At 70.7% G+C, this 25,208-nt stretch carries 24 protein-coding genes; 19 read left to right on the top strand and 5 right to left on the bottom strand.

Annotated features, from left to right (window positions below; translation table 11 throughout):
- Position 1 precedes the first annotated feature (1 nt).
- From paaA to ACTIMO_RS15095, 6 genes are read left to right on the top strand one after another with little or no spacing between them, the layout of a single operon-like run.
- Positions 2 to 982 carry a 1,2-phenylacetyl-CoA epoxidase subunit PaaA gene (paaA, locus tag ACTIMO_RS15070; RefSeq protein WP_055767618.1) on the top strand — a complete coding sequence of 327 codons (981 nt, stop codon included), beginning with the start codon at positions 2 to 4 and terminating at the stop codon, positions 980 to 982.
- On the top strand, positions 983 to 1,330 hold the full coding sequence (gene paaB / locus ACTIMO_RS15075) for a 1,2-phenylacetyl-CoA epoxidase subunit PaaB (protein ID WP_055767621.1): 348 nt from the start codon (positions 983 to 985) through the stop codon (positions 1,328 to 1,330).
- Positions 1,327 to 2,151: a 1,2-phenylacetyl-CoA epoxidase subunit PaaC gene (gene paaC, locus ACTIMO_RS15080; RefSeq protein ID WP_448182917.1), complete on the top strand. Its 825-nt coding sequence runs from the start codon at positions 1,327 to 1,329 to the stop codon at positions 2,149 to 2,151. Before paaB ends, paaC begins: the two co-directional genes overlap by 4 nt.
- Positions 2,148 to 2,657: a 1,2-phenylacetyl-CoA epoxidase subunit PaaD gene (paaD, locus tag ACTIMO_RS15085; RefSeq protein WP_448182918.1), complete on the top strand. Its 510-nt coding sequence runs from the start codon at positions 2,148 to 2,150 to the stop codon at positions 2,655 to 2,657. The genes paaC and paaD overlap by 4 nt, the downstream gene beginning before the upstream one ends.
- Positions 2,657 to 3,787 carry a 1,2-phenylacetyl-CoA epoxidase subunit PaaE gene (paaE, locus tag ACTIMO_RS15090; RefSeq protein WP_448182919.1) on the top strand — a complete coding sequence of 377 codons (1,131 nt, stop codon included), beginning with the start codon at positions 2,657 to 2,659 and terminating at the stop codon, positions 3,785 to 3,787. The genes paaD and paaE overlap by 1 nt, the downstream gene beginning before the upstream one ends.
- Positions 3,788 to 3,828: 41 nt before the next feature.
- Positions 3,829 to 4,608 (top strand): enoyl-CoA hydratase/isomerase family protein, encoded by a 780-nt coding sequence (locus tag ACTIMO_RS15095; protein ID WP_448182956.1) that lies wholly within the window; start codon positions 3,829 to 3,831, stop codon positions 4,606 to 4,608.
- Between the two features lie 132 nt (positions 4,609 to 4,740).
- Here ACTIMO_RS15095 and ACTIMO_RS15100 read toward each other — a convergent pair whose 3' ends face one another.
- Positions 4,741 to 5,823: a hypothetical protein gene (locus ACTIMO_RS15100; RefSeq protein ID WP_448182920.1), complete on the bottom strand. Its 1,083-nt coding sequence runs from the start codon at positions 5,821 to 5,823 to the stop codon at positions 4,741 to 4,743.
- Positions 5,824 to 6,040: 217 nt separating this feature from the next.
- Between ACTIMO_RS15100 and ACTIMO_RS15105 the strand changes: the two genes are divergently transcribed.
- The gene (locus ACTIMO_RS15105) at positions 6,041 to 7,267 is read left to right on the top strand and encodes a MalY/PatB family protein (protein WP_448182921.1); all 1,227 of its coding nucleotides are present in this window, start codon (positions 6,041 to 6,043) and stop codon (positions 7,265 to 7,267) included.
- Positions 7,268 to 7,348: 81 nt separating this feature from the next.
- Entirely contained in the window at positions 7,349 to 8,005 is a 657-nt protein-coding gene (locus ACTIMO_RS15110; protein WP_448182922.1) for a dihydrofolate reductase family protein, read from the top strand.
- 78 nt (positions 8,006 to 8,083) lie between these two features.
- Here the strand turns inward: ACTIMO_RS15110 and ACTIMO_RS15115 are convergent, their stop codons facing one another.
- Positions 8,084 to 8,527, bottom strand: coding sequence for an Lrp/AsnC family transcriptional regulator (locus ACTIMO_RS15115; RefSeq protein WP_055767641.1), 444 nt, complete (start codon positions 8,525 to 8,527; stop codon positions 8,084 to 8,086).
- 236 nt (positions 8,528 to 8,763) lie between these two features.
- On the opposite strand from ACTIMO_RS15115, the gene pdhA reads away from it, so the two are divergent.
- Genes pdhA through ACTIMO_RS15130 form a run of 3 tightly spaced genes read left to right on the top strand, consistent with a single transcriptional unit; the run spans position 8,764 to position 12,609 of the window.
- A complete protein-coding gene (gene pdhA / locus ACTIMO_RS15120) occupies positions 8,764 to 9,945 on the top strand; it encodes a pyruvate dehydrogenase (acetyl-transferring) E1 component subunit alpha (protein WP_448182957.1) in 1,182 nt (393 codons plus the stop codon).
- Positions 9,942 to 11,018 (top strand): alpha-ketoacid dehydrogenase subunit beta, encoded by a 1,077-nt coding sequence (locus tag ACTIMO_RS15125; RefSeq protein WP_152812656.1) that lies wholly within the window; start codon positions 9,942 to 9,944, stop codon positions 11,016 to 11,018. The genes pdhA and ACTIMO_RS15125 overlap by 4 nt, the downstream gene beginning before the upstream one ends.
- Before the next feature lies 1 nt (position 11,019).
- Positions 11,020 to 12,609 carry a dihydrolipoamide acetyltransferase family protein gene (locus ACTIMO_RS15130; protein ID WP_448182923.1) on the top strand — a complete coding sequence of 530 codons (1,590 nt, stop codon included), beginning with the start codon at positions 11,020 to 11,022 and terminating at the stop codon, positions 12,607 to 12,609.
- 24 nt (positions 12,610 to 12,633) lie between these two features.
- Here ACTIMO_RS15130 and ACTIMO_RS15135 read toward each other — a convergent pair whose 3' ends face one another.
- Positions 12,634 to 12,909: a hypothetical protein gene (locus ACTIMO_RS15135; protein WP_448182924.1), complete on the bottom strand. Its 276-nt coding sequence runs from the start codon at positions 12,907 to 12,909 to the stop codon at positions 12,634 to 12,636.
- Between the two features lie 123 nt (positions 12,910 to 13,032).
- Between ACTIMO_RS15135 and ACTIMO_RS15140 the strand changes: the two genes are divergently transcribed.
- Together ACTIMO_RS15140 and ACTIMO_RS15145 are read left to right on the top strand one after the other, a co-directional pair.
- Positions 13,033 to 13,308 (top strand): NAD(P)H-dependent oxidoreductase, encoded by a 276-nt coding sequence (locus ACTIMO_RS15140; RefSeq protein WP_448182925.1) that lies wholly within the window; start codon positions 13,033 to 13,035, stop codon positions 13,306 to 13,308.
- Positions 13,305 to 15,863, top strand: a complete 2,559-nt coding sequence (locus tag ACTIMO_RS15145; protein WP_448182926.1) for an ABC transporter — start codon at positions 13,305 to 13,307, stop codon at positions 15,861 to 15,863. The genes ACTIMO_RS15140 and ACTIMO_RS15145 overlap by 4 nt, the downstream gene beginning before the upstream one ends.
- 69 nt (positions 15,864 to 15,932) lie before the next feature.
- On the opposite strand, the gene yczR is transcribed toward ACTIMO_RS15145, so the two are convergent.
- A complete protein-coding gene (gene yczR, locus ACTIMO_RS15150; protein WP_448182927.1) occupies positions 15,933 to 17,345 on the bottom strand; it encodes a MocR-like transcription factor YczR in 1,413 nt (470 codons plus the stop codon).
- 61 nt (positions 17,346 to 17,406) lie between these two features.
- Between yczR and yczE the strand changes: the two genes are divergently transcribed.
- On the top strand, positions 17,407 to 18,057 hold the full coding sequence (gene yczE, locus ACTIMO_RS15155) for a membrane protein YczE (RefSeq protein ID WP_448182928.1): 651 nt from the start codon (positions 17,407 to 17,409) through the stop codon (positions 18,055 to 18,057).
- 134 nt (positions 18,058 to 18,191) lie between these two features.
- Positions 18,192 to 19,055, top strand: a complete 864-nt coding sequence (locus ACTIMO_RS15160) for an MBL fold metallo-hydrolase (protein WP_448182929.1) — start codon at positions 18,192 to 18,194, stop codon at positions 19,053 to 19,055.
- Positions 19,056 to 19,077: 22 nt separating this feature from the next.
- Here ACTIMO_RS15160 and ACTIMO_RS15165 read toward each other — a convergent pair whose 3' ends face one another.
- Positions 19,078 to 20,352, bottom strand: a complete 1,275-nt coding sequence (locus ACTIMO_RS15165) for an FAD-binding protein (RefSeq protein ID WP_448182930.1) — start codon at positions 20,350 to 20,352, stop codon at positions 19,078 to 19,080.
- A gap of 140 nt (positions 20,353 to 20,492) precedes the next feature.
- Here ACTIMO_RS15165 and ACTIMO_RS15170 point away from each other — a divergent pair, with 140 nt between their 5' ends.
- From ACTIMO_RS15170 to ACTIMO_RS15185, 4 genes are all read left to right on the top strand, one after another.
- Positions 20,493 to 21,512 (top strand): LacI family DNA-binding transcriptional regulator, encoded by a 1,020-nt coding sequence (locus ACTIMO_RS15170; RefSeq protein WP_422390547.1) that lies wholly within the window; start codon positions 20,493 to 20,495, stop codon positions 21,510 to 21,512.
- A 324-nt stretch (positions 21,513 to 21,836) separates the two neighbouring features.
- Positions 21,837 to 23,189 carry an ABC transporter substrate-binding protein gene (locus ACTIMO_RS15175; RefSeq protein ID WP_448182931.1) on the top strand — a complete coding sequence of 451 codons (1,353 nt, stop codon included), beginning with the start codon at positions 21,837 to 21,839 and terminating at the stop codon, positions 23,187 to 23,189.
- Positions 23,190 to 23,289: 100 nt separating this feature from the next.
- The gene (locus ACTIMO_RS15180) at positions 23,290 to 24,240 is read left to right on the top strand and encodes a carbohydrate ABC transporter permease (RefSeq protein ID WP_055767669.1); all 951 of its coding nucleotides are present in this window, start codon (positions 23,290 to 23,292) and stop codon (positions 24,238 to 24,240) included.
- Positions 24,241 to 24,243: 3 nt separating this feature from the next.
- On the top strand, positions 24,244 to 25,173 hold the full coding sequence (locus tag ACTIMO_RS15185; protein WP_422390546.1) for a carbohydrate ABC transporter permease: 930 nt from the start codon (positions 24,244 to 24,246) through the stop codon (positions 25,171 to 25,173).
- Positions 25,174 to 25,208 lie beyond the last annotated feature (35 nt).

The raw sequence follows: 25,208 nt of genomic DNA on the forward strand, positions 1-25,208 counted from the left end.
GATGACGACGACAGCGATTGATCCGCGGAGCCGCGAGGACCACGACGCGGCCGGTGAGCGCCGATTCGACGAGCTGATCGCCCAGGACTCACGCATCGAGCCCCGTGACTGGATGCCGGCCGACTACCGCAAGTCGCTGACGCGCCAGATCTCCCAGCATGCGCACTCCGAGATCATCGGCATGCAGCCCGAGGCCAACTGGATCACGCGCGCGCCGTCCCTCAAGCGCAAGGCCGTCCTCATGGCCAAGGTGCAGGATGAAGCCGGCCACGGGCTCTATCTCTATTCCGCGGCCGAGACCCTCGGAACGCCCCGTGACCAGATGACCGAGGACTTGATCGCCGGCAAGGCGCGCTACTCGAGTATCTTCAACTACCCCGTCCTGACCTGGGCCGACATCGGTGCGATCGGCTGGCTCGTCGATGGTGCGGCCATCTGCAACCAGGTGCCCCTGTGCCGTGCGTCCTACGGCCCGTACGGCCGGGCGATGGTGCGCATCTGCAAGGAGGAGTCCTTCCACCAGCGCCAGGGCTTCGAGATCCTGCTCGAACTCGCCAACGGCACCGAGGCGCAGAAGCAGATGGCGCAGGACGCCGTGAACCGCTGGTACGCGCCGTCCCTGATGATGTTCGGTCCGCCGGACGAGGACTCGCCCAACTCGCAGAAGTCCATGGAGTGGAACATCAAGCGCTTCTCGAACGACGAGCTGCGGTCGCGCTTCGTCGGCATGATGGTCGAGCAGATCAAGGTTCTCGGGCTCGACCTGCCCGACCAGGACGTGCGCTTCGACGAGGAGACCGGCCGCTGGCAGCACGGGCCCCTGGACTGGAACGAGTTCAAGGAGGTCCTCGCGGGCCGTGGACCCTGCAACGCCCAGCGCATGGAGCGGCGCCGCGAAGCCCACGAGGACGGCGCCTGGGTGCGCGAGGCCGCTGCGGCCTACGCCGAGAAGCAGGTCCTCAAGACCGCGCAGGCGGCGTAGGTGACGGGCGGGTCGACCACGGGCGACGACGGCGCGAAGGCACCGTCGTCGGGTCCGCGGGAACCGCGTGCGGCCTGGCCGCTCTGGGAAGTGTTCGTGCGGTCGTCGCGCGGGCTCTCCCACGTCCACGCCGGGTCGCTCCACGCGCCCGACGCCGAGATGGCCGTGCGGAACGCGCGTGACCTCTACACGCGGCGCAACGAGGGCGTGAGCCTGTGGGTGGTCCCGGCGACGGCGATCATCACCAGCGATCCCGACGCGAAGGACCAGTTCTTCGAATCCCCCCAGGGCAAGGACTACCGGCACGCGACGTACTACACCAAGAGTGAGGGAGTGAAGCACCTGTGAGCGAGGCCAACGCCAGCGCGACCCGCATCACCCCGGGCAACGCCCTGCGGCCGGAGGACATCGCGCTGCTCGAGGCGAAGCCCTCGGACGCCGTCGGGCAGTACGCGCTGTGGCTGGGCGACGACGCCCTGATCCTCGCGCAGCGGCTCGGCTGGTGGATCTCCCGCGCGCCCGAACTCGAGGAGGACGTGGCGCTCGCCAACATCGCGCTCGATCAGATCGGCCACGCCCGGTCCTTCCTCACCTATGCGGGACGGGCGTGGGACAAGACCGAGGACGATCTCGCCTACTTCCGCCGGGAGCCCGAGTTCCGCTCGGTCCATCTCGTCGAGCAGCCCAACGGGGACTTCGCCCGCACTATCGCGCGGCAGTTCGTCGTCGCCCTCTACCAGTGGGAGCTCTACTCGCGGCTGGTGGATTCCAGCGATCCCACCCTCGCCGCGATCGCCGCGAAGGCGGTCAAGGAGGTGGATTACCACCGCGACCACAGCATCCAGTGGATCCTGCGGCTCGGCCAGGGCACCGAGGAGTCGCGCCGCAGGATGATCGCGGGCCTCAAGCTGACTTGGCCGTACGTCGAGGAACTCTTCACCGATCACCCACTCGTCGACGAGCTCGGAGACGCCGGTGTCCGCCCGAGCACTCTCCGTGCGCCCTTCGACGCGGCGGCGCAGGTGGTCCTCGCCGAGGCCGATCTGGAGGTGCCGCAGGTGCCCGGATCCGTGGGCGGCGGGCGTCTCGGCCGGCACAGCGAACATCTCGGCTACATCCTCGCCGAACTCCAGGTGCTCGCGAGGGAGTACCCCGGAGCGTCGTGGTGACCGTCACCGATCTGCGGCCCTCGTCCGCCGTGGACGCCGCGGCGTGGGACATCGCCGCGACGGTCTGCGACCCCGAGATCCCGGTCCTCACGATCGAGGACCTCGGGATCCTCCGCGACGCCCACGTCGCGGAGACCGGGCAGGTCCTCGTGACCATCACGCCGACGTACTCGGGCTGCCCCGCCATGGACGCCATCCGCGACGACGTCACCGCGGCCCTCAGGGGAGCGGGGTACGACGACGTCGCCGTGCGCCTGGTCCTCTCGCCCGCCTGGACCACGGACTGGATGAGCGACGACGGCAAGGCGAAACTGGCGGACTACGGCATCGCTCCGCCCACGGGGAAGGCCGCCGCCGGTCCGTTCCGGATCGGGCTCAGCGTCAAGTGTCCGCAGTGCTCGTCGCTCAACACCCGCGAGATGACGCGCTTCGGCTCGACCTCCTGCAAGGCCCTGTACGTCTGCAACGACTGCCGGGAACCCTTCGACTACTTCAAGGTGCACTGATGGCCGTCGTCCTCGCCCCCTCCACCCAGCGACGGAGCGCCTTCAACACGCTCACGGTCCGCGAGGTGCGCCGCCTCACCGAGGACGCGGTCGAGGTCACCCTCGACGTTCCCGCCGAGCTCCAGGAGAAGTACGACTACCTCCCCGGCCAGTACGTGGCGCTCCGGGCGACGCTCGACGTCGACGGGGAGCCCAAGGAGGTCCGGCGCAGCTATTCGATCTGTGCCGATCCCCGCCTCGGTGAGCTCCGCGTGGCCGTCAAGCGGGACCTCGGCGGAGTGTTCTCGACGTGGGCCAACGAGTCGCTCGCGGCGGGGGACACCCTCGACGTCATGAGTCCGCTGGGACAGTTCACCCCGCGTACGACGCCGGGCGAGCAGGCTGTCGCTCTCGTCGCCGTCGCGGCGGGATCAGGCATCACGCCGGTGATCTCCATCGCACGGTCGATGCTCGCCGGCAGCCCCAATGCGCGCTTCGACCTCATCTACGCGAACCGGGCGGCGATGGACGTGATGTTCCTCGAGGAACTCGCCGACCTCAAGGACCGCTACCCCGCGCGGTTCGCGCTGCACCATGTCCTGTCCCGGGAGCAGCGCATCTCGCCGCTGCTGTCCGGCCGGATCGACGCCGAGAAGCTGGAGAAGCTCCTCGGGACGGTCCTGGCCGCCGAGCGGGTGGACGAGTGGTTCCTCTGCGGGCCCTTCGAGCTGGTGCAGCTCTGCCGGGATGCGCTCGCGGAGCGAGGCGTCCCCGCTGAGAGGATCCGCTTCGAGCTGTTCACGACGGGTGAGCCCACACGTCCGGAGGGGAGCATCGGGCGCCCGGTCGCGCCCGCGGAGAGCGGCGAGAACTACACGATCTCCTTCAACCTCGACGGCCTCCAGGGATCCGTGCAGAGTCCCACCCATGCGCGGGAGTCCATCCTGAACGCCGCCCTGCGGGTGCGGCCCGACGTTCCCTTCGCATGCGCCGGTGGTGTCTGCGGCACGTGCCGCGCGAAGGTGGTCGAGGGCACCGTGGAGATGACCGAGAACTACGCGCTGGAGCCCGACGAGGTGGCGAAGGGCTTCGTGCTGACGTGCCAGGCCCACCCCACCAGCGACACCGTCACCGTCGACTACGACGCCTAGGAGCAGCGATGACCGCACCACAGGACACCACATCGGCGAGCATGGTCCGGCTGACGATCGCCGACGGCATCGCCGACGTGGTGCTGGACGCGCCCTACCGGCTCAACGCCGTCGACGCCCAGGCACTCGAGGACCTGGCCGCCGCGTACGACGACGCCGCAGCCGGTGTGCGGGAAGGCACGGTCCGAGCCCTCGTACTGCGCGGGGAGGGACGCGCCTTCTGTGCGGGCCGCAACCTCGGGGCCATCACCTTCGAGGACGACGACGCGTACGAGTTCCTCGATGCCACCCTGACGCCCCTGCTCCGGAAGATGGCCGACTTCCCGGCTCCGACGTTCGCCGCCGCACAGGGTGCGTGCCTCGGCGTCGGGCTCGGCCTGCTCATCGCGACCGACGTCGTCTACGTCGCCGAGGACGCCAAGATCGGCTCGCCCTTCGCCAATCTCGGGCTGATGCTCGACTCCGGCGGGCACTGGCTGTTCATGGAACGGCTCGGCTCGCACCGGGCCCTCGACCTGATGTACACCGGCGACCTCATGACCGGCGCGGAGGCCGTGGCCGGTGGCCTCTTCAGCCGTGCGGTGCCTGCGGCGGACCTCCTCGACCTCACGAGGGCGAAGGCCGCCCGGGCCGCCGGCGGTCCGCTGCAGTCGCTCGTCGCCTCGAAACAGCTCATCGGACGGATCCGCGACGACCGCCTGGGCCTGTGGGACGCCATCCGCGGCGAGAACGACGCGCAGGCCGTGCTCGGCAGCTCGGAGGACTACCGCGAGGGTCTCGCGGCCTTCCGGGAGAAGCGGGCTCCGCGCTTCGGCAGTTGACCGGTTCCCGGTCGCGGGCGCTACCGCCGGTTCTGTCGCGCACTGATCGCGCACACATCCGGGCTGCCCGGTAGGTACTCGCTGCGACGGCGGCTGTGACCCGACTGGTCGAGCGCATCGAGGTGGGGGCTCCTAGGGAGTCGGCAGGATGTAGAGCCGCGCCATCGCCTCGGAGAAGAAGGCCGGGTCGGCGTCGAGGACGGCCTGCGGACAGGTCATGACGGCGCTGACCACCCCCTCACTCGCCGGCATGGCGCGGGTCGCGATGTAGCGCACCCCGGTGTCGCCCTCGAGGGTGAGGCCCGGGAGCGTGGTCGTCGAGAGGTCCACGGTGGGTCCGCCGGCGAAGTTGATGCTGAGGGGGACGGTGCCGGCCTGGCCCTCGATCGTTCCGCCTTCGAGGTCCGCGAAGAATTCGAGCAGGTAGACCATGTAGCTCGAGGTGGCAGGAGCGTCGCTCAGGAGGTCGTCGTCACCGTCGAGCGGCGGCATGTACGCCTGCTCCAGCAGGAGGTCGCAGCCATTCGGACTGCTGAAGGTGGAGATGCCGTCGGCCGGGAGGTCGTCCATGGTCCACGTCTCCACCGGCTGCGCCCAGGACGGCGGAGCGGTGAAGAGGGCGGAGCTTTCGAGCGGTTGCTGCTCGGGCGCGTCGATCGTTCCGGCGGCGGGGTCAGGGCCGGTGATCTCCGGGACGGGGCCACCCGGGACGTCCGTCGACGGCGGAGCGGCGAACCCCGTCTCGGAGGCCGTCGTGGGGGTGAACGTCGCGGCGAGACCGAGGACTGCGAGGACCACCACCACACCGACCAGGCCGACCACGAGTGTCCCGGCCCCGATGAGGACCCAGCCCCACACCGGCAGGCCCCTCCTGCGCGGAGGTGGTCCGCCGGGCACGGACGCGTACCCGCTGAAGGCGCCCTGCGGAACCTGGCCTGGTCCCGTTAATTGCGGCGGGGAGGGCCGGCTCCCGACGAGCCGCTCGACGTCGCCGGGTCCGGGTGTCGCCCACAGATTCTCCGTGCGGGGGGCGTTCGCCCGCGGCAGATCATCGAAGGACGCACCGTGGCCCGGATCATTGCCGAAGGGGCCCTGAGGAGTCGGGCCGGCCCCGAGCGGACCCGGGGGAGTCGGAGGAACGCCGGACCCGCCTGCGCCGTGGAGGCGCCCTCCGTCGTCCTGCCCCTGACCGCCGGTGCTCCCTGAATCCGTCATTCTCTCCCCCATGTGGAACGCCGCGAACCCGGCCCCGCGGGTCTGCTTCGGTCATTATGCAGGGGCGCGGGAGCGAACACCATGGGTAGCCCCGCCGAGGTAGCGGGGGCGCCGTGACGAGGGTCGTCAGGAGCAGGAGCAGGAGCAGGAGCAGGAGCAGGAGCAGGAGCAGGAGTGGCAAGCTGGCGTCATCCCATCGCCCACAGGAGGAGCCACCGTGACCGGTATCGCCAATCCGCTGGAGGAGTTGTCCCTCGAGGACCTCCGGCGCCGCACGAGCGTGAAGTGGCGGACCTACCCGGAGGACGTCCTTCCCCTGTGGGTCGCCGAGATGGACGTCCGACTGGCCGAACCGATCGCCGCAGCCCTCAGGCAGGCCATCGAGCGCGGCGACACCGGTTACCCCTCCGGTCGGGGACTCGCCGAGGCCTACGCGGGGTTCGCCGGGCGGCGTTGGGGCTGGGCCGGTGTCGATCCGGCGAACACCGCCCTCGCGCCCGACGTCATGCTCGGCATCGTCGAGGTGATCCGGCTCCTGACGTCGCCCGGTGACACCGTCGTCGTCAGCGCACCCGTCTACCCGCCGTTCTACGCGTTCGTGGAGCATGACCAGCGCCTGATCAGGCACGCCCCCTGCACCGACGCGGGCCGGCTCGACCTCGAAGCCCTCGACCGCGTGTTCGGTGAGGTCCGGGCAGCAGGCAGGCCCGCCGTCTACCTCATGAGCAACCCCCACAACCCGACGGGCACGGTCCACTCCCGCGCCGAGCTGGAGCAGCTGGCAGCCCTGACGCGCCGCCACGGCGTCCGCGTGGTCTCGGACGAGATCCACAGCCCGCTCGTCCTGGCGGGTGCCGCCTTCACGCCCTATCTGAGCGTCGCCGGCGCGGAGGACGGCTTCGCCGTGGTGGCCGCGTCGAAGGCGTGGAACCTCGCCGGACTGAATACGGGGCTGATCGTCGCAGGTCCCGAGGCTGCGGCCGACCTCCGGCGCCTGCCCGAGGAAGTGGGACACGGCGCCAGCCACCTGGGCGTCATCGCCCACACCACCGCTTTCGACGAGGGGGAGCCCTGGCTGGACGCACTGCTCGCAGGACTGGCGGACAACAGGACGCTGCTGCGCGAGCTCGTCGGGGAGCGGCTCCCGCAGATCGGCCTGCGTCCGCCCGAAGGGACCTACCTCGCCTGGTTGGACTGCCGCCCGCTGGGCCTTCATGACCCTGCCGCGGACGGTGCCCCGGGCATCGTGACCGACCTGGCCGGTCCGGCACGGTTCTTCCTCGACCACGCCCGGGTCGCCCTGAGTTCGGGCCATGTCTTCGGCGCCGGCGGGGGAGGTCATATCCGGTTCAACTTCGCGACGTCGCGCGCCGTCGTCACCGAAGCGGTGGACCGGATGGCGCGGGCGCTGGACGTTCGCGAGACGTCCCGGCCGAGCGGCTAGAAGCCGGGTGTGCAGCATCGGGTGACCCTGGACGCAGCAGGCCCTACAGTGGGTCCACGCCACCAGCACCCAGGAGCTGCCATGTCCCTCGTCCGCGTGCACAACTTCTCCATCTCCCTCGACGGGTTCGGCACCGGGGAGGGCCAGACGCTCGAGGCCCCCTTCGGGCATGCGGGCTCGCGGCTCGTCGAATGGGCGTTCGAGACCCGCACCTTCCGCGCGATGGGCCTGCACGGGGAGTCGGCGGGTTCCTCCGGCGTCGACGAGGCCTTCGCGAGCGCCTGGGAACCCGGTATCGGCGCGGAGATCATGGGCCGCAACAAGTTCGGACCCCACCGCGGCCCCTGGGAGGACCACGAGTGGAAGGGGTGGTGGGGCGGGGATCCCGTCTTCCACACGCCCGTCGTCGTCCTCACGCACCATCCGCGGCCCGTGCTCGAGATGGAGGGCGGGACGACGTTCCACTTCGTCGATGCGGAGCCTGCGGCGGCGCTCGCGCAGGCACGCGAGCTGGCCGCAGGCCTCGACATTCGGATCGGCGGCGGCGTCACCACGGTCCGCGCGTTCCTCGAGGCCGACCTCATCGACCACCTGCACATCGTCCTCGTGCCGATCGTCCTCGGGCGGGGCGAACGCCTCTGGGATTCTCTCGAAGGGCTCGAGCAGCGCTTCGCCATCGAAGCCACGCCGTCCCCCAGCGGCGTGGTCCATCTGGTCCTCACCCGCAGGGCGCGGTGACCGCCGGTCCTCGCCGGCCGCGGTGACCGCCGTGACCGCCCGTCCTCCGACGGGAACGGCGACACGAGGGCGGAGGCCTCAGCGCGTGTCGAGGTCCTCGAAGACCAGGAACGTCTGGGTGTCGAGCACCCCGGGCATGGACTGCAGCTGGTCGAAGATCACGCGCCGCAGGCCCACGTTGTCCTCGGCCCGCACCAGGAGGATGACGTCGAAGTCCCCGCCCACCAGGGCGATGTGGTGGATTTCCGGGACGTCGCGGAGTTTGTCCCGGAGCTCGCGCCAGGAGTGCTGCCGGACCTTCAGGGTGACGTAGGCGGAGGAGCGGAGGCCTGCTTTCGCGGGATCGATGATGGCCGTGAACCGGGTGAGGACGCCGTCCTCGGTGAGTTTCGCGATCCTCGAATAGGCGTGCGCGCGGGAGATGTGCACCCGTTCGGCGACCGACGTGACGGACTGCCGTCCGTCCCGCGTCAGTTCGGCGAGGATCCTCCGGTCGACGTCGTCGAGTTTTCCGTCCGCCACCTGTCCACGCTCCTTCACGTAATCCAGCTCACACTGGCAATTCGTCCAAACAATACTCCTCCCTGGCTTCGAACATCCAGACTTCTGCTGCTCTCTGGATACAAAAGAGGACCGCTGGCCATACTGGAGCGACACAGCATCCAGCGCCGGGGCTCCCGGCGCGCGGGATCGACGCGCCGCTGCAGCGGCCGGTGACGGAGGCGGACATGAGTACGGCAACGAACGAGGGCAGGGGCATGATGGGCGTGCCCGCGGAGGACGGGACGACGCCGACGGCAGACCGCGCGCTCCTCCCGTCGGCCCGGCCGGTGCAACTGATCGACCCCGACGGGCGGCACACGCACGACGACCGCTACCCCCTCCCCGACGGTGAGCGCCTGCTCGGGGTCTACGGCCGGCTCGTGACGGGCCGCCGGATCAACGACCAGGCGAACGCGCTCGTGCGCCAGGGCCGCATGGCGGTCTATCCGTCCTCGCACGGACAGGAGGCGTGCCAGGTGGCCGCCGCCGTCGTGCTGGACGAGGAGGACTGGCTGTTCCCCACCTACCGTGACACGGTGGCGGTCATCACACGCGGCGTCGACCCGCTCGAGGTCCTGACGCTCCTGCGCGGTGACTGGCACGGCGGCTACGACCCCTACGAGCACCGCGTCGCCACGCAGGCCACCCCGCTCGCAACCCAGCTGCTGCATGCCGTCGGGGTGGCGCACGCCGCGAAGCTGCGCGGTGAGCCGACCGTGGTCCTCGCCATGTGCGGTGACGGTGCGACCAGCGAGGGGGACTTCCACGAAGCCCTGAACTTCGCCGCCGTGTTCCACGTCCCCGTGGTCTTCTTCATCCAGAACAACGAGTTCGCCATCTCGGTGCCGCTCTCGAGCCAGACCGTGGCGCCGTCGCTGGCGCACAAGGCCATCGGCTACGGCATGCCGGGCGAGCGGGTGGACGGGAACGACCTCGCTGCCCTCCTCTCGGTCCTCGGCTCCGCCGTGGACCGCGCGCGTGACGGCGGGGGCCCCTCGCTCATCGAGGCACACACCTACCGCATGCAGGCGCACACGAACGCCGACGACGCCACCCGCTACCGCTCGGCCGACGACGTCGAGCAGTGGGTGCCGCGCGATCCCCTCCTGCGGATGCGCACCTACCTGCGGGGCCTGAACCTGCTGACCGATGACGGCGAGCGCACGCTCTCCGACGAGGCGGAGCGCATCGCGGCCGCCATCCGCCAGGGACTCAACACGGAGGTCGACGTGAATCCGGCAGAGCTCTTCGAATACGTGTACACCGAGAAGACGTCGCAGCTGCGCGAGCAGGCGGAGCAGCTGCGCGAGGAACTGGCGCGCGGCGCCGACCCCGCCGTTGACGGTGCCGGCGACGCACCCGGCGACGGCGACCAGGCGGAGGGGGAGCGGCCATGACGCAGACCACGGAGGCGCCGGCCCGCGCAACCCAGGACCGGCAGGCCGGCGTCGTGCCACCCGCGCCGCGCTCCACCTCGACGTTCGCGAAGGCCCTGAACGCAGCGCTCGCGGACGCCATGGAGGCCGATTCCGCCGTGCTCATGTTCGGCGAGGACGTCGGGAGGCTCGGCGGTGTCTTCCGCATCACCGACGGACTCACCGCACGGTTCGGCGAGGAGCGGTGCTTCGACACCCCCCTCGCCGAGGCCGGCATCATGGGCATGGCCGTGGGCATGGCGATGAACGGCATGAAGCCCGTGGTCGAGATGCAGTTCGACGCCTTCGCCTACCCGGCCTTCGAGCAGGTGGTGAGCCATGTCGCGAAGATGCCGAATCGGACCCGCGGCAAGGTGCGCCTGCCGATCGTCATCCGGATTCCCTACGCCGGCGGGATCGGCGGCGTGGAGCACCACTGCGACTCCTCCGAGGCCTACTACGCGCACACGCCGGGCCTCACCGTGCTGGCTCCCGCCACGGTGCGCGACGCCTACTTCATGCTGCGCGAGGCCATCGCCTCCCCGGACCCCGTCGTCTTCCTCGAGCCGAAGAAGCTGTACTGGTCGAAGGAGGAGGTGGACCTCGCGGAGCTCCGCCGCACGTACGACGACGGTCAGGCGCCCCGGCGGATCGGCCGCGCCGTCGTCGCCCGCGCGGGGACCGACGCCACGCTCATCACCTACGGGCCGTCCGTGCCCACGGCGCTCGCCGCTGCGGCTGCCGCCGCCGAGGAGGGGCGCTCGATCGAGGTCATCGACCTGCGCTCCATCGTGCCCTTCGACGACGAGACCGTCTGCGAGAGCGTCCGGCGCACCGGCCGCGCCGTCGTCGTGGCCGAGGCCCCCGGATTCGCGTCGGTGGCGTCGGAGATCGTGGCCCGCGTGCAGGAGCGCTGCTTCCACTCGCTGGCGGCGCCCGTGCTCCGCGTCACCGGCTTCGACATCCCCTACCCCTCGCCCAAGCTGGAGCATTTCTACCTGCCGAGCGTGGACCGCATCCTGGACGCCGTCGACCAGCTGCAGTGGGAGGACTGACATGAGCACGCCGACCGTTGCCGAGAAGCTCCTCGTCTTCATGCTCCCCGACCTGGGCGAGGGCCTCACGGAGGCCGAGCTGGTGTCCTGGCTCGTCGCGGAGGGGGACACCGTCGTCGTCGACCAGGCGATCGCCGAGGTCGAGACCGCCAAGTCCGTGGTCGAGGTGCCGTCGCCCTTCGCGGGAACGGTCGCCGTCCTCCACGGGCGGCCGGGCGAGGTGCTCGACGTCGGCGCCCCCTTCCTGTCCGTGCGGCCCGAGGGGGCTCCCGTATCAGGATCCGGCGCAGCTACCCCTGATGCCGCGGTCACCTCCGATGCCGCGGCGATCGACGGCGCCGCCGAGGAGCTTCGCGAGGATTCCGGTGTCCCGGCGTCCACGACCCGCCCCGACGAGCGGTCGCCGGTCGTGAGCGAGGGGTCCGGGAACGTCCTCATCGGGTACGGCACCCCGGGTGGTCTGACCGGCGGCCGGACGCGACCGCGGAAAGGTGCAGCGCCGACAGCTACGCGACCGGCGGGGGAGGGTGTCGGCACTTCGGTGGGCAGCCCGGCGAGCGCATCCGCGCAGCTTCCCGGGCAGGCTCCGGCCCAGGGTCCTGCCCGCACTCCGGCCGGGACGCCGGCCCACACGCCGACCGACCCGGGTGCGGCCCCCGAGCGGCGCGCAGCCCTGTGCGTCTCGCCGCTCGTGCGCAAGCTCGCCCGCGACCACGGCATCAGGCTCGATGACGTCCGCGGGTCGGGGGAGAAGGGCCTGATCCTCCGGCGCGATATCGATGCCGCCATCGCCGCGCACGTCAGCCCCTCCGACCTGACCGATGGTCCTGACACGCCGGCGCCCCCCGCGGAGGCATCGGTGTCCCGTGACTCACGGTCCGGCCTCGCCGTCCTCGAGCGGACACCACTGCGCGGGGTGCGTCGGACGATCGCGGACGCCATGTCGCGGAGCCGGCGGGAGATCCCCGAGGCGACCGTGTGGGTGGATGTCGACGTCACGGCCCTCGTGGAACTCCGCGACGGGATCAAACGGCGCACGCCCGACGCCGTCCCCGGCATCCTCGCCTTCGTGGCGCGCTTCGTGGTCGCGGGCCTGGCACGCTATCCCGCGTTGAACAGCAGGATCACCACGGGCGAGGACGGCACGCAGGAGCTCGTGCGCGTGGACGGCGTGAACCTCGGCATCGCGGCACAGACCGACCGAGGTCTCGTGGTGCCGAGCGTCCGACGCGCCGACACCCTGTCGGCGCGTGAACTCGACACCGAGATCCGGCGCTTGGCTGCCCTGGCGCGCACCGGGAAGGCGACACCGTCCGACCTGTCCTCCGGTACCTTCACGCTGAACAACTACGGCGTCTTCGGAGTGGATGGCAGCGCCGCGATCATCAACTACCCGGAATCGGCGATCCTCGGCATGGGGCGCATCATGGACCGCCCCTGGGTGGTGGACGGTGAGCTCGCCGTGCGGAAGGTGACCGAGCTGACGCTCGCGTTCGACCACCGGGTGTGCGACGGCGGGACGGCCGGTGGGTTCCTCCGCTTCGTCGCCGACGCGATGGAGAACCCGGGCGGGATGCTGGCCGACCTCTGACCGGCCGCGGCGAACGCTGTCCGGTCAGCCCTCGCCGGGGTCTCCCAGCAGACCGCGCTGGGCGAGGTCGGCCTCCGAAGCTGCCTGCGGGGGCAGCGGATCCGTGGCATCGGGGACGTCGTCCGGGACATAGTCCTTCAGGCCCAGTGCCACGTCCTCGCGTTCGGTGGCGAGCGCCAGGGCGTCGTCGTCCACGTGGTCGTCGGACTTGCCGTGGGTCCGGGGCGAGGGCCGCGGCAGGGCGTCGTTGTCGGGGTTGAGATCGTCCAGCGTCGGGAACTCTTCGTTGATGTCGGCCATCGCTCCAGCCTAGGAAGGCGTGCAGGCGGTCGCGAGGTGAGGATCGTGCCGGTCGATGCCTTCCGCTCGACGGCGGCGCGACCTATGATCCGCCGCCGACCGTCCCGGGCAGCACCCGGCCCTGTGCACGACGCACCCGGTGAACGGGTGCCCCGGCCGTCCGTCCTGCGCGAGCAGGAACGGCTCGACGCCGTGACGGACGTGGTGCTCGTCGTCCCCGTGTACAGGTGGTCCATGCCGGCGATCCCCACGGGGTGGATCGACCGGGTCTTCATCGGCGGGTGGGCCTTCGACGACGACGGCCCGCATCTCGGCCACCCCGCTCGATGCGCGCGGGGTGCTCCGAGGCCCGGGGAGGTGCGCACGGGGGCGTGGGGGACCGTAGGGTGGGACCGGTGATCGAATCGACCGAAAGCATCCCGTCCGGCACGCCGACCAGCCGACCCGGCTTCGTACGGGTCCTCGGCGCCACCGAGAACAATCTGCGCGGAGTCGACGTCGACTGCCCCCGCGACGCCGTCGTCGCCTTCACGGGTGTCTCGGGCTCGGGCAAGTCCTCCCTCGCGTTCGGGACCATCTACGCCGAGGCCCAGCGCCGCTACCTGGAGTCCGTGGCCCCGTACGCGCGGCGGCTCATCCAGCAGGGCCACACCCCGCACGTCGCCTCGATCACCGGGCTGCCTCCCGCCGTCGCCCTCCAGCAGCGGCGCGGCACCCCGAGCGCCCGCTCGACCGTCGGCACGCTGACCACGCTGTCGAACTCCCTGCGGATGCTCTACTCCCGGGCCGGCACGTACCCGGCGGACGCTGCCGGACGGCTCGAGTCCGACGCCTTCTCGCCGAACACCGCAGCCGGCGCCTGCCCGCGCTGCCATGGGCTCGGCATAGCCCGCGACGTCACGGAGCAGTCCCTCGTGCCCGATCCGACGCTCAGCATCCGCGACGGCGCCATCGCCGCCTGGCCGGGCGCCTGGCAGGGCAAGAACCTGCGCGACGTCGTGAGCGAACTGGGTCACGACATCGACCTCCCCTGGCGTGAGCTGCCCGAGGACGCGAGGACGTGGCTCCTGTTCACCGAGGAGCAGCCCGTCGTCGAGGTGACCCCGCAGCGGGACCGCGTGGCCAAACCCTACAAGGGGCGCTTCTGGAGCGCGAAGAGCTACGTGCTGCACACCCTGCACGATTCCAAGAGCCAGCAGATGCGCGAGCGCGTGCTGCCCTTCATGGAATCCGGGCCGTGCGGGGTCTGCGGCGGCAGCGGATTGCGGCCGGAGGCGCTCGCGGTGACGTTCGCCGGCCTCTCGATCGCCGCGGCCAACGCCCTGCCGCTGGCGGAGCTGGCTGCGCACCTCGAACCGGCAGCGACCCTCGACCACCCGTCCGCCGCCCACCGGTCGTGGACCTCGGGGGAGGGGACGGAGGTGTCGGTGACCATCAGCAGGGACCTCGTGCAGCGGCTCGGCACGCTCGTGGACCTCGGGCTCGGGTACCTCAGCCTCGGCCGCGCCACGCCCACGCTCTCACCCGGGGAGATGCAGCGGCTCCGGATCGCCACCCAGCTCCGCTCGGGCCTGTTCGGCGTGGTCTACGTCCTCGACGAGCCCTCGGCGGGCCTTCATCCGGCCGACGTCGAGCCGCTCCTGGCCGTCCTCGAGGAGCTCAAGGACGCCGGCAACTCGGTGTTCGTCGTCGAGCACAACATGGACGTGGTGCGCCACGCGGACTGGATCGTCGACGTGGGCCCGGGTGCGGGCGAGGGCGGCGGCACCGTCCTCTACAGCGGCCCGGTCGACGGCCTCGCCGCCATCCCGGCATCGGTGACGGCACCGTTCCTCGCCGGAAGCGGCTCCGCGGACGCCGGTCCTCCCGCACCGCGTGCGCCCGCGGGCTGGCTGCGCCTGACCGGAATCCACCGCCACAACCTCGCGGGACTCGACGCCGAGATCCCGGTCGGCGTGCTGACGGCGGTCACCGGGGTTTCCGGTTCCGGGAAGTCGACCCTGGTCAGTACGGTCCTGGCCGAGGCCGTCGGGGCGTACGTGCGCAACGACACCCCGGAGGAGATCGACGACGACGCCGACAGTCAGGCCGGCGCGGCAGAGCCGCCGGTGGCGGGCATCAGCGGCCTCGAGGCCGTCGACCGGCTCGTCAGCGTCAACCAGAAGCCGATCGGGCGGACGCCGCGATCCAACCTCGCCACCTACACGGGGCTCTTCGACGCCGTGCGGAAGGCCTTCGCCGCGACGGACGAGGCCCGGGCCCGGGGCTTCGGAGCGGGTCGCTTCTCCTTCAACGTGCAGGGCGGCCGCTGCGAGACGTGCCAGGGCGAAGGTTTCGTGTCCGTCGAGCTGCTCTTCCTGCCCGGGAGCTACGGGCCGTGCCCCACCTGCCACGGCGCGCGCTACAACGAGGAGACGCTCGCGGTCACGCTGGACGGCTGCAGCATCGCCGACGTGCTCGCCCTGACGGTCGACGACGCCGTCGGTTTCCTCGCGAACGTCCCCGCCGCAGCGCGCTCCCTCGCCACGCTCCGCGAGGTGGGCCTGGGCTACCTCCGCCTCGGCCAGCCGGCCACCGAGTTGTCCGGGGGCGAGGCCCAGCGGATCAAGCTCGCCACGGAACTGCAGCGCGCCCGCCGCGGGCACACCCTGTACCTGCTCGACGAGCCGACCACGGGCCTGCACCCGGCCGACGTCGTCCTGCTCCTCGCCCAGCTGCGCACGCTCGTGGACGCGGGGAACACCGTCGTGGTCGTGGAGCACACCATGTCCGTGGTGGCCGCGGCCGACTGGGTGATCGACCTCGGGCCCGGCGGCGGGTCGGCGGGCGGGTCGATCGTCGCGGCGGGGACGCCTGCTGACGTCGCGCGCCTCGACGCGGGGACGAGCGCCACGGCGCCCTATCTCGCACTCCAGCTGTCTGGTCATCGGTCGGCGCCCGCGCACCAGGTGTGACGCGCCGGGCCCGCGCCGCGGCGACGTCGTGCGGCGGGCCGAGTGCTCCAGCCGGTGCCGGTGCGCGGGCTAGACCAGCGCGGGGGCGAAGTCGTCGCGCGCGGACCTGCTGCCGTCCAGGGAGGCCCACGCCCCGGCGAGGATTCCCACGGCCCGTCGGGTGTCCTCGGCCGGATAGCTGAAGGGGACGCGGAGGAAGCGCTCGAACACGCCGCCCATGCCGAAGCGGGGACCCGCTCCCAGCAGCAGGCCGCGGTCGCGCGCGGCGAGGGCGAGCTCCGAGCTGACCGGGGCGCCGAGATTGACCCAGGTGCACAGGCCGCCCGAGACGCGCGGTACGTCCCAGCCCGGCAGCTGTGCGGCGAGGAGCCGGCCGAGCTCCCGCTGTCCGTCGTCGAGCTGCTGCGCCCGGAACCGGAGCAGCGCGTCGTAGTCCCCGAGCATCTCGAGGGCGATCAGCTGCTCGAGGATCGGCGTCCCGAGGTCCTGCGCGTACCGGGACTGCACGAGCCGCCGGATCACCTCGCGCTCCGCCCTGATCCAGCCGATACGCAGCCCACCCCAGACGGTCTTGCCCATGGAGCCGATCAGCACGGCGGGACCGAACGCCGCGAGGGGCGGCTCGGCGTCGCCCTCGATCCGCAGCTCGGCCATCGTCTCGTCCGCCACGACCACCGTGCCGGCCCGCGCCGCGGCGGACATGAGGCGCTCGCGCTGACCGGGCGGCATCACGGCCCCGGTGGGGTTGTGGAAGTCCGGCATCACGTAGGCGAGGGCGGGCCGTGCCCGGTCGAAGGCCTGCTCCAGGCCGTCGTCGTCCCAGCCGTCCCCCGCGCCGACGGAGACGGGGACGAGCCGCCGGCCGGCCGCGCGGAGCGCCTCGTACGCGTGCGGATAGCTCGGGGCCTCGACCAGGACGGTGTCGCTGCGCGTCAGCCAGGTCCGCGCGAGGAGCGAGATGGCGTGCTGCGCGCCGAGGGTCACCATGAGCTGCCCGGGCTCGGTCGGCACGCCGCGGGCGGTGTACCGGTCCGCGAGGGCCTGCCGCAGCCGGGGGAGGCCGAGCAGGTCGTAGCCGTCACCGTTGAGGTAGGCGGGCAGCTCGGCGGCGGCACGCGCGGCTGCTTCGCCGACCTGCGGGGCGGCGGGCAGTGCCGCCTTGCTGAGGTCGAGCACGACGCCGGAGCCGCCGTCGTCGTGCACCGGGGCGCCGCGTCCCGGCATCGACACCACGGATCCCGAGCCGCGCATGCTCTGCACGTACCCGGCCGAGCGCAGGCGCGCGTAGGCGGCGGCGACGAGCGTGCGGCTGACCGCGAGCTGCACCGCGAGTTCCCGCTCGGCCGGTAGCCGTGACCCGACGGGGATCCGGCCGTCGAGGGTGAGCAGGCGGATGCGGTCGCCCAGTGCCGCGTAGGCGGGCCCGGCGGTCCGCCAGGAGCCGAGTTCCGCGGCGAGGCGCCGCGCTGTGAGGACCATCATGGAGCCACCATCCCATGATTGGCATCTTGTTGTCAGTCCAATGACAGGTTCTACTGAAGGCATGACCTTCCTCGGTGTCCGGCGCGGACTGCAACTGCTGCTCGGACTCTTCCTCTACGGCCTGTCCCTCGCGATGATGATCCGGGCGACCCTCGGCGTCTCGCCGTGGGACGTCCTCGGGCAGGGCGGGTCCCTCCGGACCGGCATCCCCTTCGGTTTCATGACCAACATCATCGGCCTGATCGTCCTGCTCCTCTGGATCCCGCTGCGGCAGCGCCCGGGCATCGGCACCGTCCTCAACGTCGCGCTCGTGGGGCCGAGCGCGGAGATCGGCCTGGCACTGCTCACCGAGCCCACCCAGCTGTGGGCGCGGATCCTGCTGTTCACCGGCGGGCTGGTGCTCCTCGCCGTCGCCAGCGGCCTCTACATCGGTGCCCGCCTGGGGCCAGGACCCCGCGACGGACTGATGACGGGCATCCACGCGCGCAGCGGCCTGCCCATCTGGCTGGTCCGCACCGGCATCGAGGGCACGGTGCTGGTGCTGGGCTGGCTTCTCGGCGGGACCGTGGGGCTGGGCACCGTCGCCTTCGCGCTCCTCATCGGGCCCCTGATCAACCTCGCGCTGCCGGTCTTCCGGGTGCCGGAGCGCCCACGGTCCGCCCCGGACACCGCCCCGGACACCGCCCCGGACACCGCGACTGCCGGGACCTGACGCCGCAGATCCCGGCTCCGACGCCCGGTGGGGTTGCCGGTTGGGCTCCTCGCGCCACGAGGTCCCGGCCTGCTCCCCGGCGGGCGGACCCGGCAGACCTAGACTGGGAGTCCTGCCGCGACCGAGAGGACCCCATGACCGCCGACGTCCCCAGCGCCGAGACCCGCAGCCCCTGGCGCGAGCTCGCGCCGGGCATCTACCAGCTCCCGACTCCCGGCTTTCGGATGAACGTGGGCCTCGTCGTCGGGCGCGAGCGCGCCCTGGTGGTCGACGCCGGTGCGGGTCCCGTCGGGGCCGCCGAGGTGTACGGGCAGGTCCGGGGCATTACCGATCTGCCCCTGATCGTGGTCAACACGCACGCGCACGCGGATCACTTCTTCGGCAACGCCTATTTCGCCGCACAGGGTGTGGAGGACTTCTGGGCCACCGCGAGGTGCAGCACCGCGCAGGGTGAGACCGGCGAGGACCAGCGGACGCTGGTCGCCGCCGTCGAACCGGCCATGGGCGCGGGCGACGGCGACCACACGCAGATCCTCCCGGCCAACCGGCTCGTGGAGGGCACGCCCGTGGACCTCGACCTGGGGGAGGTGTCGGTGACCCTCTTCCACCTCGGCCGCGGCCACACGGACCACGACCTGCTCGTCGGCGCCGGCAACGTCCTCTTCACGGGTGACCTCGTGGAGGAGGGTGCGGATCCGGCGTTCGAGGACTCCTTCCCCGTGGACTGGGTGCGGACGCTCGGGAAGATGGTGGCGCTGGAGGACCTCTACGACGTGTTCGTCCCCGGTCACGGAGCCCCCGTCGGCGTCGCGGAGGTCACCACGCAGATGAACAAGATGCGCAGTGCCATCCGCGTGACCCGGCTCGCCATGGACGAGGCCTCCGTGGACATGACGAAAGCCATCCCGATCCTCCCGTACGGCCCCGAGCAGTCGCGCGCCCTGCTGATCCGCCTGCGCACGCTGGCCCACTGGACGTGGCTGACACGCAAGCACTGACCCGGACGGGTGGCCCGAGGACCTAGGCGGTCGCGCCGAAGACGGTCCGGTCCAGGAAGGCGTTGCGGAATTTGCCCTCGGGATCCATGCGTACGGCCAGGGCGCGGAAGTCGTCGAAGCGCGGATAGAGCGGGGCCAGCCGGGCGGCATCAGCAGTGAACAGCTTGCCCCAGTGCGGACGCATGGCGAACGGCGCCAAGGCGGCCTCGATCTCCGGCAGCAGCGCCTCGACCTCGGGCTGGGCGGGCTTCCAGGTGAAGTGGAGGCCGATGCCGGCCCGCTGGTAGTTGTTGCTGAGCCAGAGCCCGTCCGCGGCCATCGAGCGGATCTCCGAGACCTGCAGCAGCGGCGTGATGCGTGGCGCGAGGGCGCGTACGGCCTCGATGGCCGCGACGGCGTGTTCGCGGCCCACGAGATACTCGGTCTGCAGTTCCTCGCCGTTGCTGGGGGTGAAGGCGAGGCGGAAGTGGGCCAGGCGGTCCGACCACGGTCCTGCGACGCCGAGCTGCTGCGTGCAGTGGTCCGCGGCCACACCCGGCACCGGGTGCAGGGCGGCCTCTGCCGGCCTGCCGCCGAAGAAGTCCGTGGGGACGGCGGTCCCGCTGTCGACGCGGCTCTTCAGCCAGGCCTGACCGATGGTGCCACCGGTCCAGTCCGTGAAGAGGCTGACGCTGTAGGCGGCGGAGGTGGCGGCGTCGTAGTCGGCGAGCACGGCGTCCCACGGGACGTCCGTGAAGACGTCCTGACGGACCTCGAAGGTCGGCTCGATGCGCAGCGTCACGCGGTGCACCACCCCGAGGGCGCCGAGGCCCACCACCATGCCGTCGAAATCGTCGTCGCCCTGCGTGACGGTGAGGACGTCACCGGAGGCCGTGACGATCTCCAGGCCCACGACGGCGGTTGCGAGGTTACCGTTGCGGTCCCCCGATCCGTGGGTGGCTGTCGCGATGGCGCCACCGATGGAGATGTGGGGGAGGGAGGCGAGGTTGTGCAGCGCGTAGCCGCCGCGCTGCAGGTGCTCGGCGAGGACGCCGTACCGCACGCCCGCGCCGACCGTGACCGTGAGGGCCTCCGGATCGACCGAGACGGCAGGGTCCATGACGTCCAGCGACACGAGGGTGCCCGGGCTGTCCGCGATGTCGTTGAAGGAGTGGCGGGAGCCGAGGGCGCTGACGCGGGTGCCTCCCTCGACGGCCCGTTGCAGCTCCGTGAGCGTGGTGGGGTGCTCGATCGCCTCGGCGGCATACGTATGGTTGCCCGCCCAGTTGAGCCGGTCCCGTGCCTGTTCCTCGATCATGGTGTCCTTGTCTGGCAGGGTCGCGCCGGCGGGAAAGGAGCCGCGGGACACAAGCGGTAGGGTGCCCGGCAATCCTACAACGTTGTAGACTCGCGGGACGCGTGACGTACAGGGCATCACCGGCGGATCGAGGGAGCGCTATGGCGGCCACACTGAAGGACGTCGCCCTGGCGGCCGGCGTCTCGATCAAGACCGTCTCGAACGTCATCAACGACTACCAGCACATCCGGGCCGACACCAAGCAGCGGGTCATGGAGGCCATCGACGAGCTCGGGTACAGTCCCAACCTCTCGGCACGCAGCCTCCGGTCGGGCAGGACCGGCGTGATCGGCCTCGCCGTCCCCGAACTGTCCCTCAGCTACTTCGCCGAACTGGCCGATGCCGTCATCACGGCAGCCGAGCGGCGGGGGCTCAAGGTCCTCATCGAGCAGACCGGCGGCGGTGACCGGGCACGCGAGCTGGAGATCCTGCGGAGCCCACGGCTGCAGATGACCGACGGCCTGCTCTTCAGTCCGCTCGGCATGTCGAACGAGGACGCCCACTACCTCGACGTCAACTTCCCGCTCGTCCTGCTCGGTGAACGGATCTTCGGCGGCCCCACCGACCACGTGACCATGAGCAACGTGGAATCGGCGCGGGCCGCGACAGCACACCTCATCTCGAAGGGGCGGCGGCGCATCGCCGTCGTCGGCGGTCACCGGGGGGAGGTGATCGGCTCGGCCGGTCTCCGCCTGCGCGGCTACCAGCAGGCACTCGAGGAGGCGGGGATCCCCTTCGATCCCGCCCTCGTCGGCCACACCACCTTCTGGCACCGTGCCAATGGGGCGACGTCCATGCGCGAGCTCCTCGAATCGGGGGTGGAGTTCGACGCGATGTTCGGCATGAACGACACCCTGGCGCTCGGTGCCATGCGGGTTCTGCAGGAGGCGGGGCGGCGGATACCCGACGATGTCGCCGTGATCGGGTTCGACGACCTCGACGAGGGGCGGTACTCCCTGCCGACCCTTTCCACCATTGACCCGGGCAGGGTCGAGATCGCGGACACCGCGGTCCGGGTGCTGCAGGAGCGGATCTCCCGGCGCGACGGTGATGCGCCTCCCCGCGAATTCGAAGCCCGCTACCAGGTGATCGAGCGCGAGTCCTCCGCGCTGCCCGGCTGAGCTGCCCGCGTCGCGGGCCGCGGGCCGCGGGCCGCGGTTCCGACGCCGGGGGAGATTCCCTGCAGCACCTGCTTGACAGTGACCCGCCTCACTCTGCATGCTTCTTCTACATCGTTTACCTACAACGATGTAAACGACGGAACCGAGACCTGCTCCACACCTCTCCACCGGAGGTCGGCGCGCAGGAGGACGGGAACCGGATCAAGGAAGATTCGAGCGGGCACGCCATCCGGGTGCCCCGGTGATCCTCCTCCCTGCAGCACCTGGACCGGCCGCCCACGGGCTGGCCACGGTGGAACGCCACCGCGAGAGGAAGCACACGATATGAAAGCCACGTTCCTGGCATCGGTCGGCATCGCCGCCGCCACCGCCGTAGCACTGACCGGCTGCTCCGGAGGGGAATCCGGCGGCGGAGTAGGGGGCTCCGAAGCGGCCTCCTGCACCAACACCGTCGTCAACGCCGAGGCTCCCCAGGTGACCGTCTGGGCCTGGTACCCCGGTTTCGACCAGGTGGTCGACACCTTCAACAACGCCAATGACGACGTCCAGATCTGCTGGACGAACGCAGGTCAGGGCAATGACGAGTACACGAAGTTCTCGACGTCGATCGAGTCCGGATCCGGTGCCCCGGACGTCATCCAGCTCGAGTCCGAGGTCCTCTCCAGCTTCACCATCCGCGACGCCCTCGTGGACCTGACCGAGTTCGGCGCGAACGACGTCGAGGGGGACTACGCCGAGGGTGCCTGGGAGGACGCATCGAGCGGCGACGCCGTGTACGCGATCCCGGTCGACGGCGGACCCATGGGCATGCTCTACCGCCAGGACATCTTCGACGCCGCGGGCATCGAGGTGCCGACCACCTGGGAGGAGTTCGAGGCGGCCGCGCAGACCCTGAAGGACTCGGGCGACGGCGCGGTCATGGCCGACTTCCCGACCAACGGCCGCGCGTTCAACCAGGCGCTCTTCGCCCAGGCAGGGTCCGTCCCGTTCGAGTACGACTCCGCGAACCCGCAGGAGATCGGCATCACCGTGAACGACGACGGCGCCAAGAAGGTGCTCGAGTACTGGGAGGGACTCGTCAAGGACGGTCTCGTGGCCACCGATGACGCCTTCACCGCCGACTACAACACCAAGCTGGTCGACGGTTCCTACGCCGTGTATCTCGCGGCGGCCTGGGGGCCCGGGTACCTGCAGGGTCTCTCGGACGCCGACCCGACCGCGGTCTGGCGTGCAGCGCCGCTTCCGCAGTGGGACGCTGCGAACCCGGTGCAGGTCAACTGGGGCGGCTCGACCTTCGCGGTGACCGAGCAGGCCTCCGACAAGGAGCTCGCCGCGAAGGTGGCCATGGGCATCTTCGGGAACGAGGAAGGCATGAACCTCGGCGTCGACGCGGGCGCCCTGTTCCCCTCCTACGCGCCGGTCCTGGAATCCGACGAGTTCGCCACCAAGGAGTACGAGTTCTTCGGCGGGCAGCAGATCAACAAGGACGTGTTCCTCGACGCCGCTGCCGGCTACGAGGGCGCCACGTTCAGCCCCTTCCAGAACTACGCCTACGACCAGCTGACGGTGCAGATCTACGCGATGGTCCAGGGCGAGAAGGACGCGAGCCAGGCACTCGACGACCTGCAGGCCTCGCTCGAGCAGTACGCCACCGAGCAGGGCTTCACGCTCACGTAGCCTGCCGGCAGGGTGCCCGCTCCAGGACGGGCACCCTGCGTCCCGGTCCCCGCGGAGACCTCCACCCCACATCCGTTCCGATCCCCGAGGAAAGACCACCATGGCCACGACCACCGCGCCGACGTCGTCACACCGCGCCGAGGCACACCAGCAGGTCAAGCACCGACCGGACAGGAACTACCGGCGCCGCCAACGCTGGGGATGGCTGTTCGTCGCACCCTTCGCCCTGATCTTCCTGACCTTCCTGGTCCTCCCGCTCGTCTTCGCCTTCCGGATGAGCCTGTTCACGAGCACGCTCGCCACCGGCGACAGATTCGTGGGATTCGCGAACTACGCCAAGGCCTTCACCGATCCGCTCTTCCTCGACGGACTGCTCACGGTCGCGAAGTTCGGGCTCATCATGATCCCGGCGCAGATGATCGTGGCGCTGATCGCCGCGCTCGTCCTCGACAACCTGGCCACCTGGGCGTCGAAGTTCTCCCGGCTGATGATCTTCATCCCCTATGCCGTGCCAGTGGTCATCGGCGCGCTCATGTGGGGCTTCCTCTACAGCCCGCGCTTCGGTCCCGCGAGTACGGTCTTCGCCCTGTTCGGGGCCGAGGCGCCGAACTTCCTCGCGCAGGACAGCATCTTCGGCAGCCTCGTGAACATCGTCACCTGGCAGTGGGCCGGCTACTACATGATCATCATCTACGCGGCACTGCGGGGCATCGACCCCGGCATCTACGAGGCGGCCGTGCTCGACGGCGCCTCGGACCGGCAGATCGCCACGCGCATCAAGGTGCCGATGATCTCCTCGTCGCTCGTGATGGTGGTGATCTTCGCGCTGATCGGGACCCTCCAGTTCTTCACCGAACCACAGGTGCTGCGGGGGGTGGCGCAGGGTGCCATCCCCACGGACTACACACCGAACATGTACGCGTTCTCGCTGGCCTTCTCCTACAGCCAGTTCAACTACGCCTCGGCCATCTCCTTCGCCCTCGGCATCGTGGTCTTCGTGTTCTCCTTCTTCTTCCTCTTCCTGACCCGCAAGCAGAGCGGACTGAAATAAGCCATGGCACTCGTCACCGACACGCTCGATCCGAAGCAGCAGGGCGGCAGGGGCCGGAGCGCGGCGTCGCGCACCAGGGCCCGCAGCGGCGGACCTCGCATCGGCTCGCACATCTTCCTGCTCATCCTCGTCATCTACTTCATCACCCCCATCTGGTGGCTGACCGTCGCGAGCACCAAGGACACCGCCGGCCTCTTCAGCGGCTCGGGCGGACCACTGTGGTTCGACGACGAGTTCCACTTCGTCGACAACGTGCAGGGCCTGTTCGACCGCCAGAACGGCATCTACTGGCGGTGGCTCGGCAACTCGTTCCTGTATGCGATCTCCGGTGGTGTGGGAGCGACGGTCCTCGCGGTCCTCGCCGGCTACGGCTTCGCCAAGTACAGGTTCCGCGGCCGGGGCGCCTTCTTCGGCGTCCTCCTGGGCGCGGTCATGGTCCCGCTGACGGCGCTCGTCATCCCGACGTTCGTCCTGCTCAGCGAAGTGGGCCTCGTCAACACCATCTGGGCCGTCATCCTCCCGTCGCTCCTCAGCCCCTTCGGCGTCTACCTCATGCGGGTCTTCGCCCAGGAGGCGGTGCCGGACGAACTGCTCGATGCCGCACGGATCGACGGGGCGGGGGAACTCCGGACGTTCTTCACCATCGCGCTGCCGCTGCTCCGCCCGGCCATCGTCACGGTGCTCCTGCTCTCCGTCGTCGGCACCTGGAACAACTTCTTCCTGCCGCTCGCGGTCCTCAGCGACCCGCTGCTGCTCCCCGTCACGGTGGGACTCAACGGCTGGACCGCCCTCTCAAACGCCGGCAGCGGCGGCGAGGCGCTGTGGAACCTCATCACCACGGGTGCCTTCATCTCGATCATCCCGCTGATCATCGCCTTCCTGTCCCTCCAGAAGTACTGGCAGGGCGGACTGTCCCTGGGCTCACTCAAGTAGCCCGGGCACCCGCCCCCACCGACCCATGACACCGC

This window comes from Arthrobacter sp. CP30, assembly GCF_053470025.1.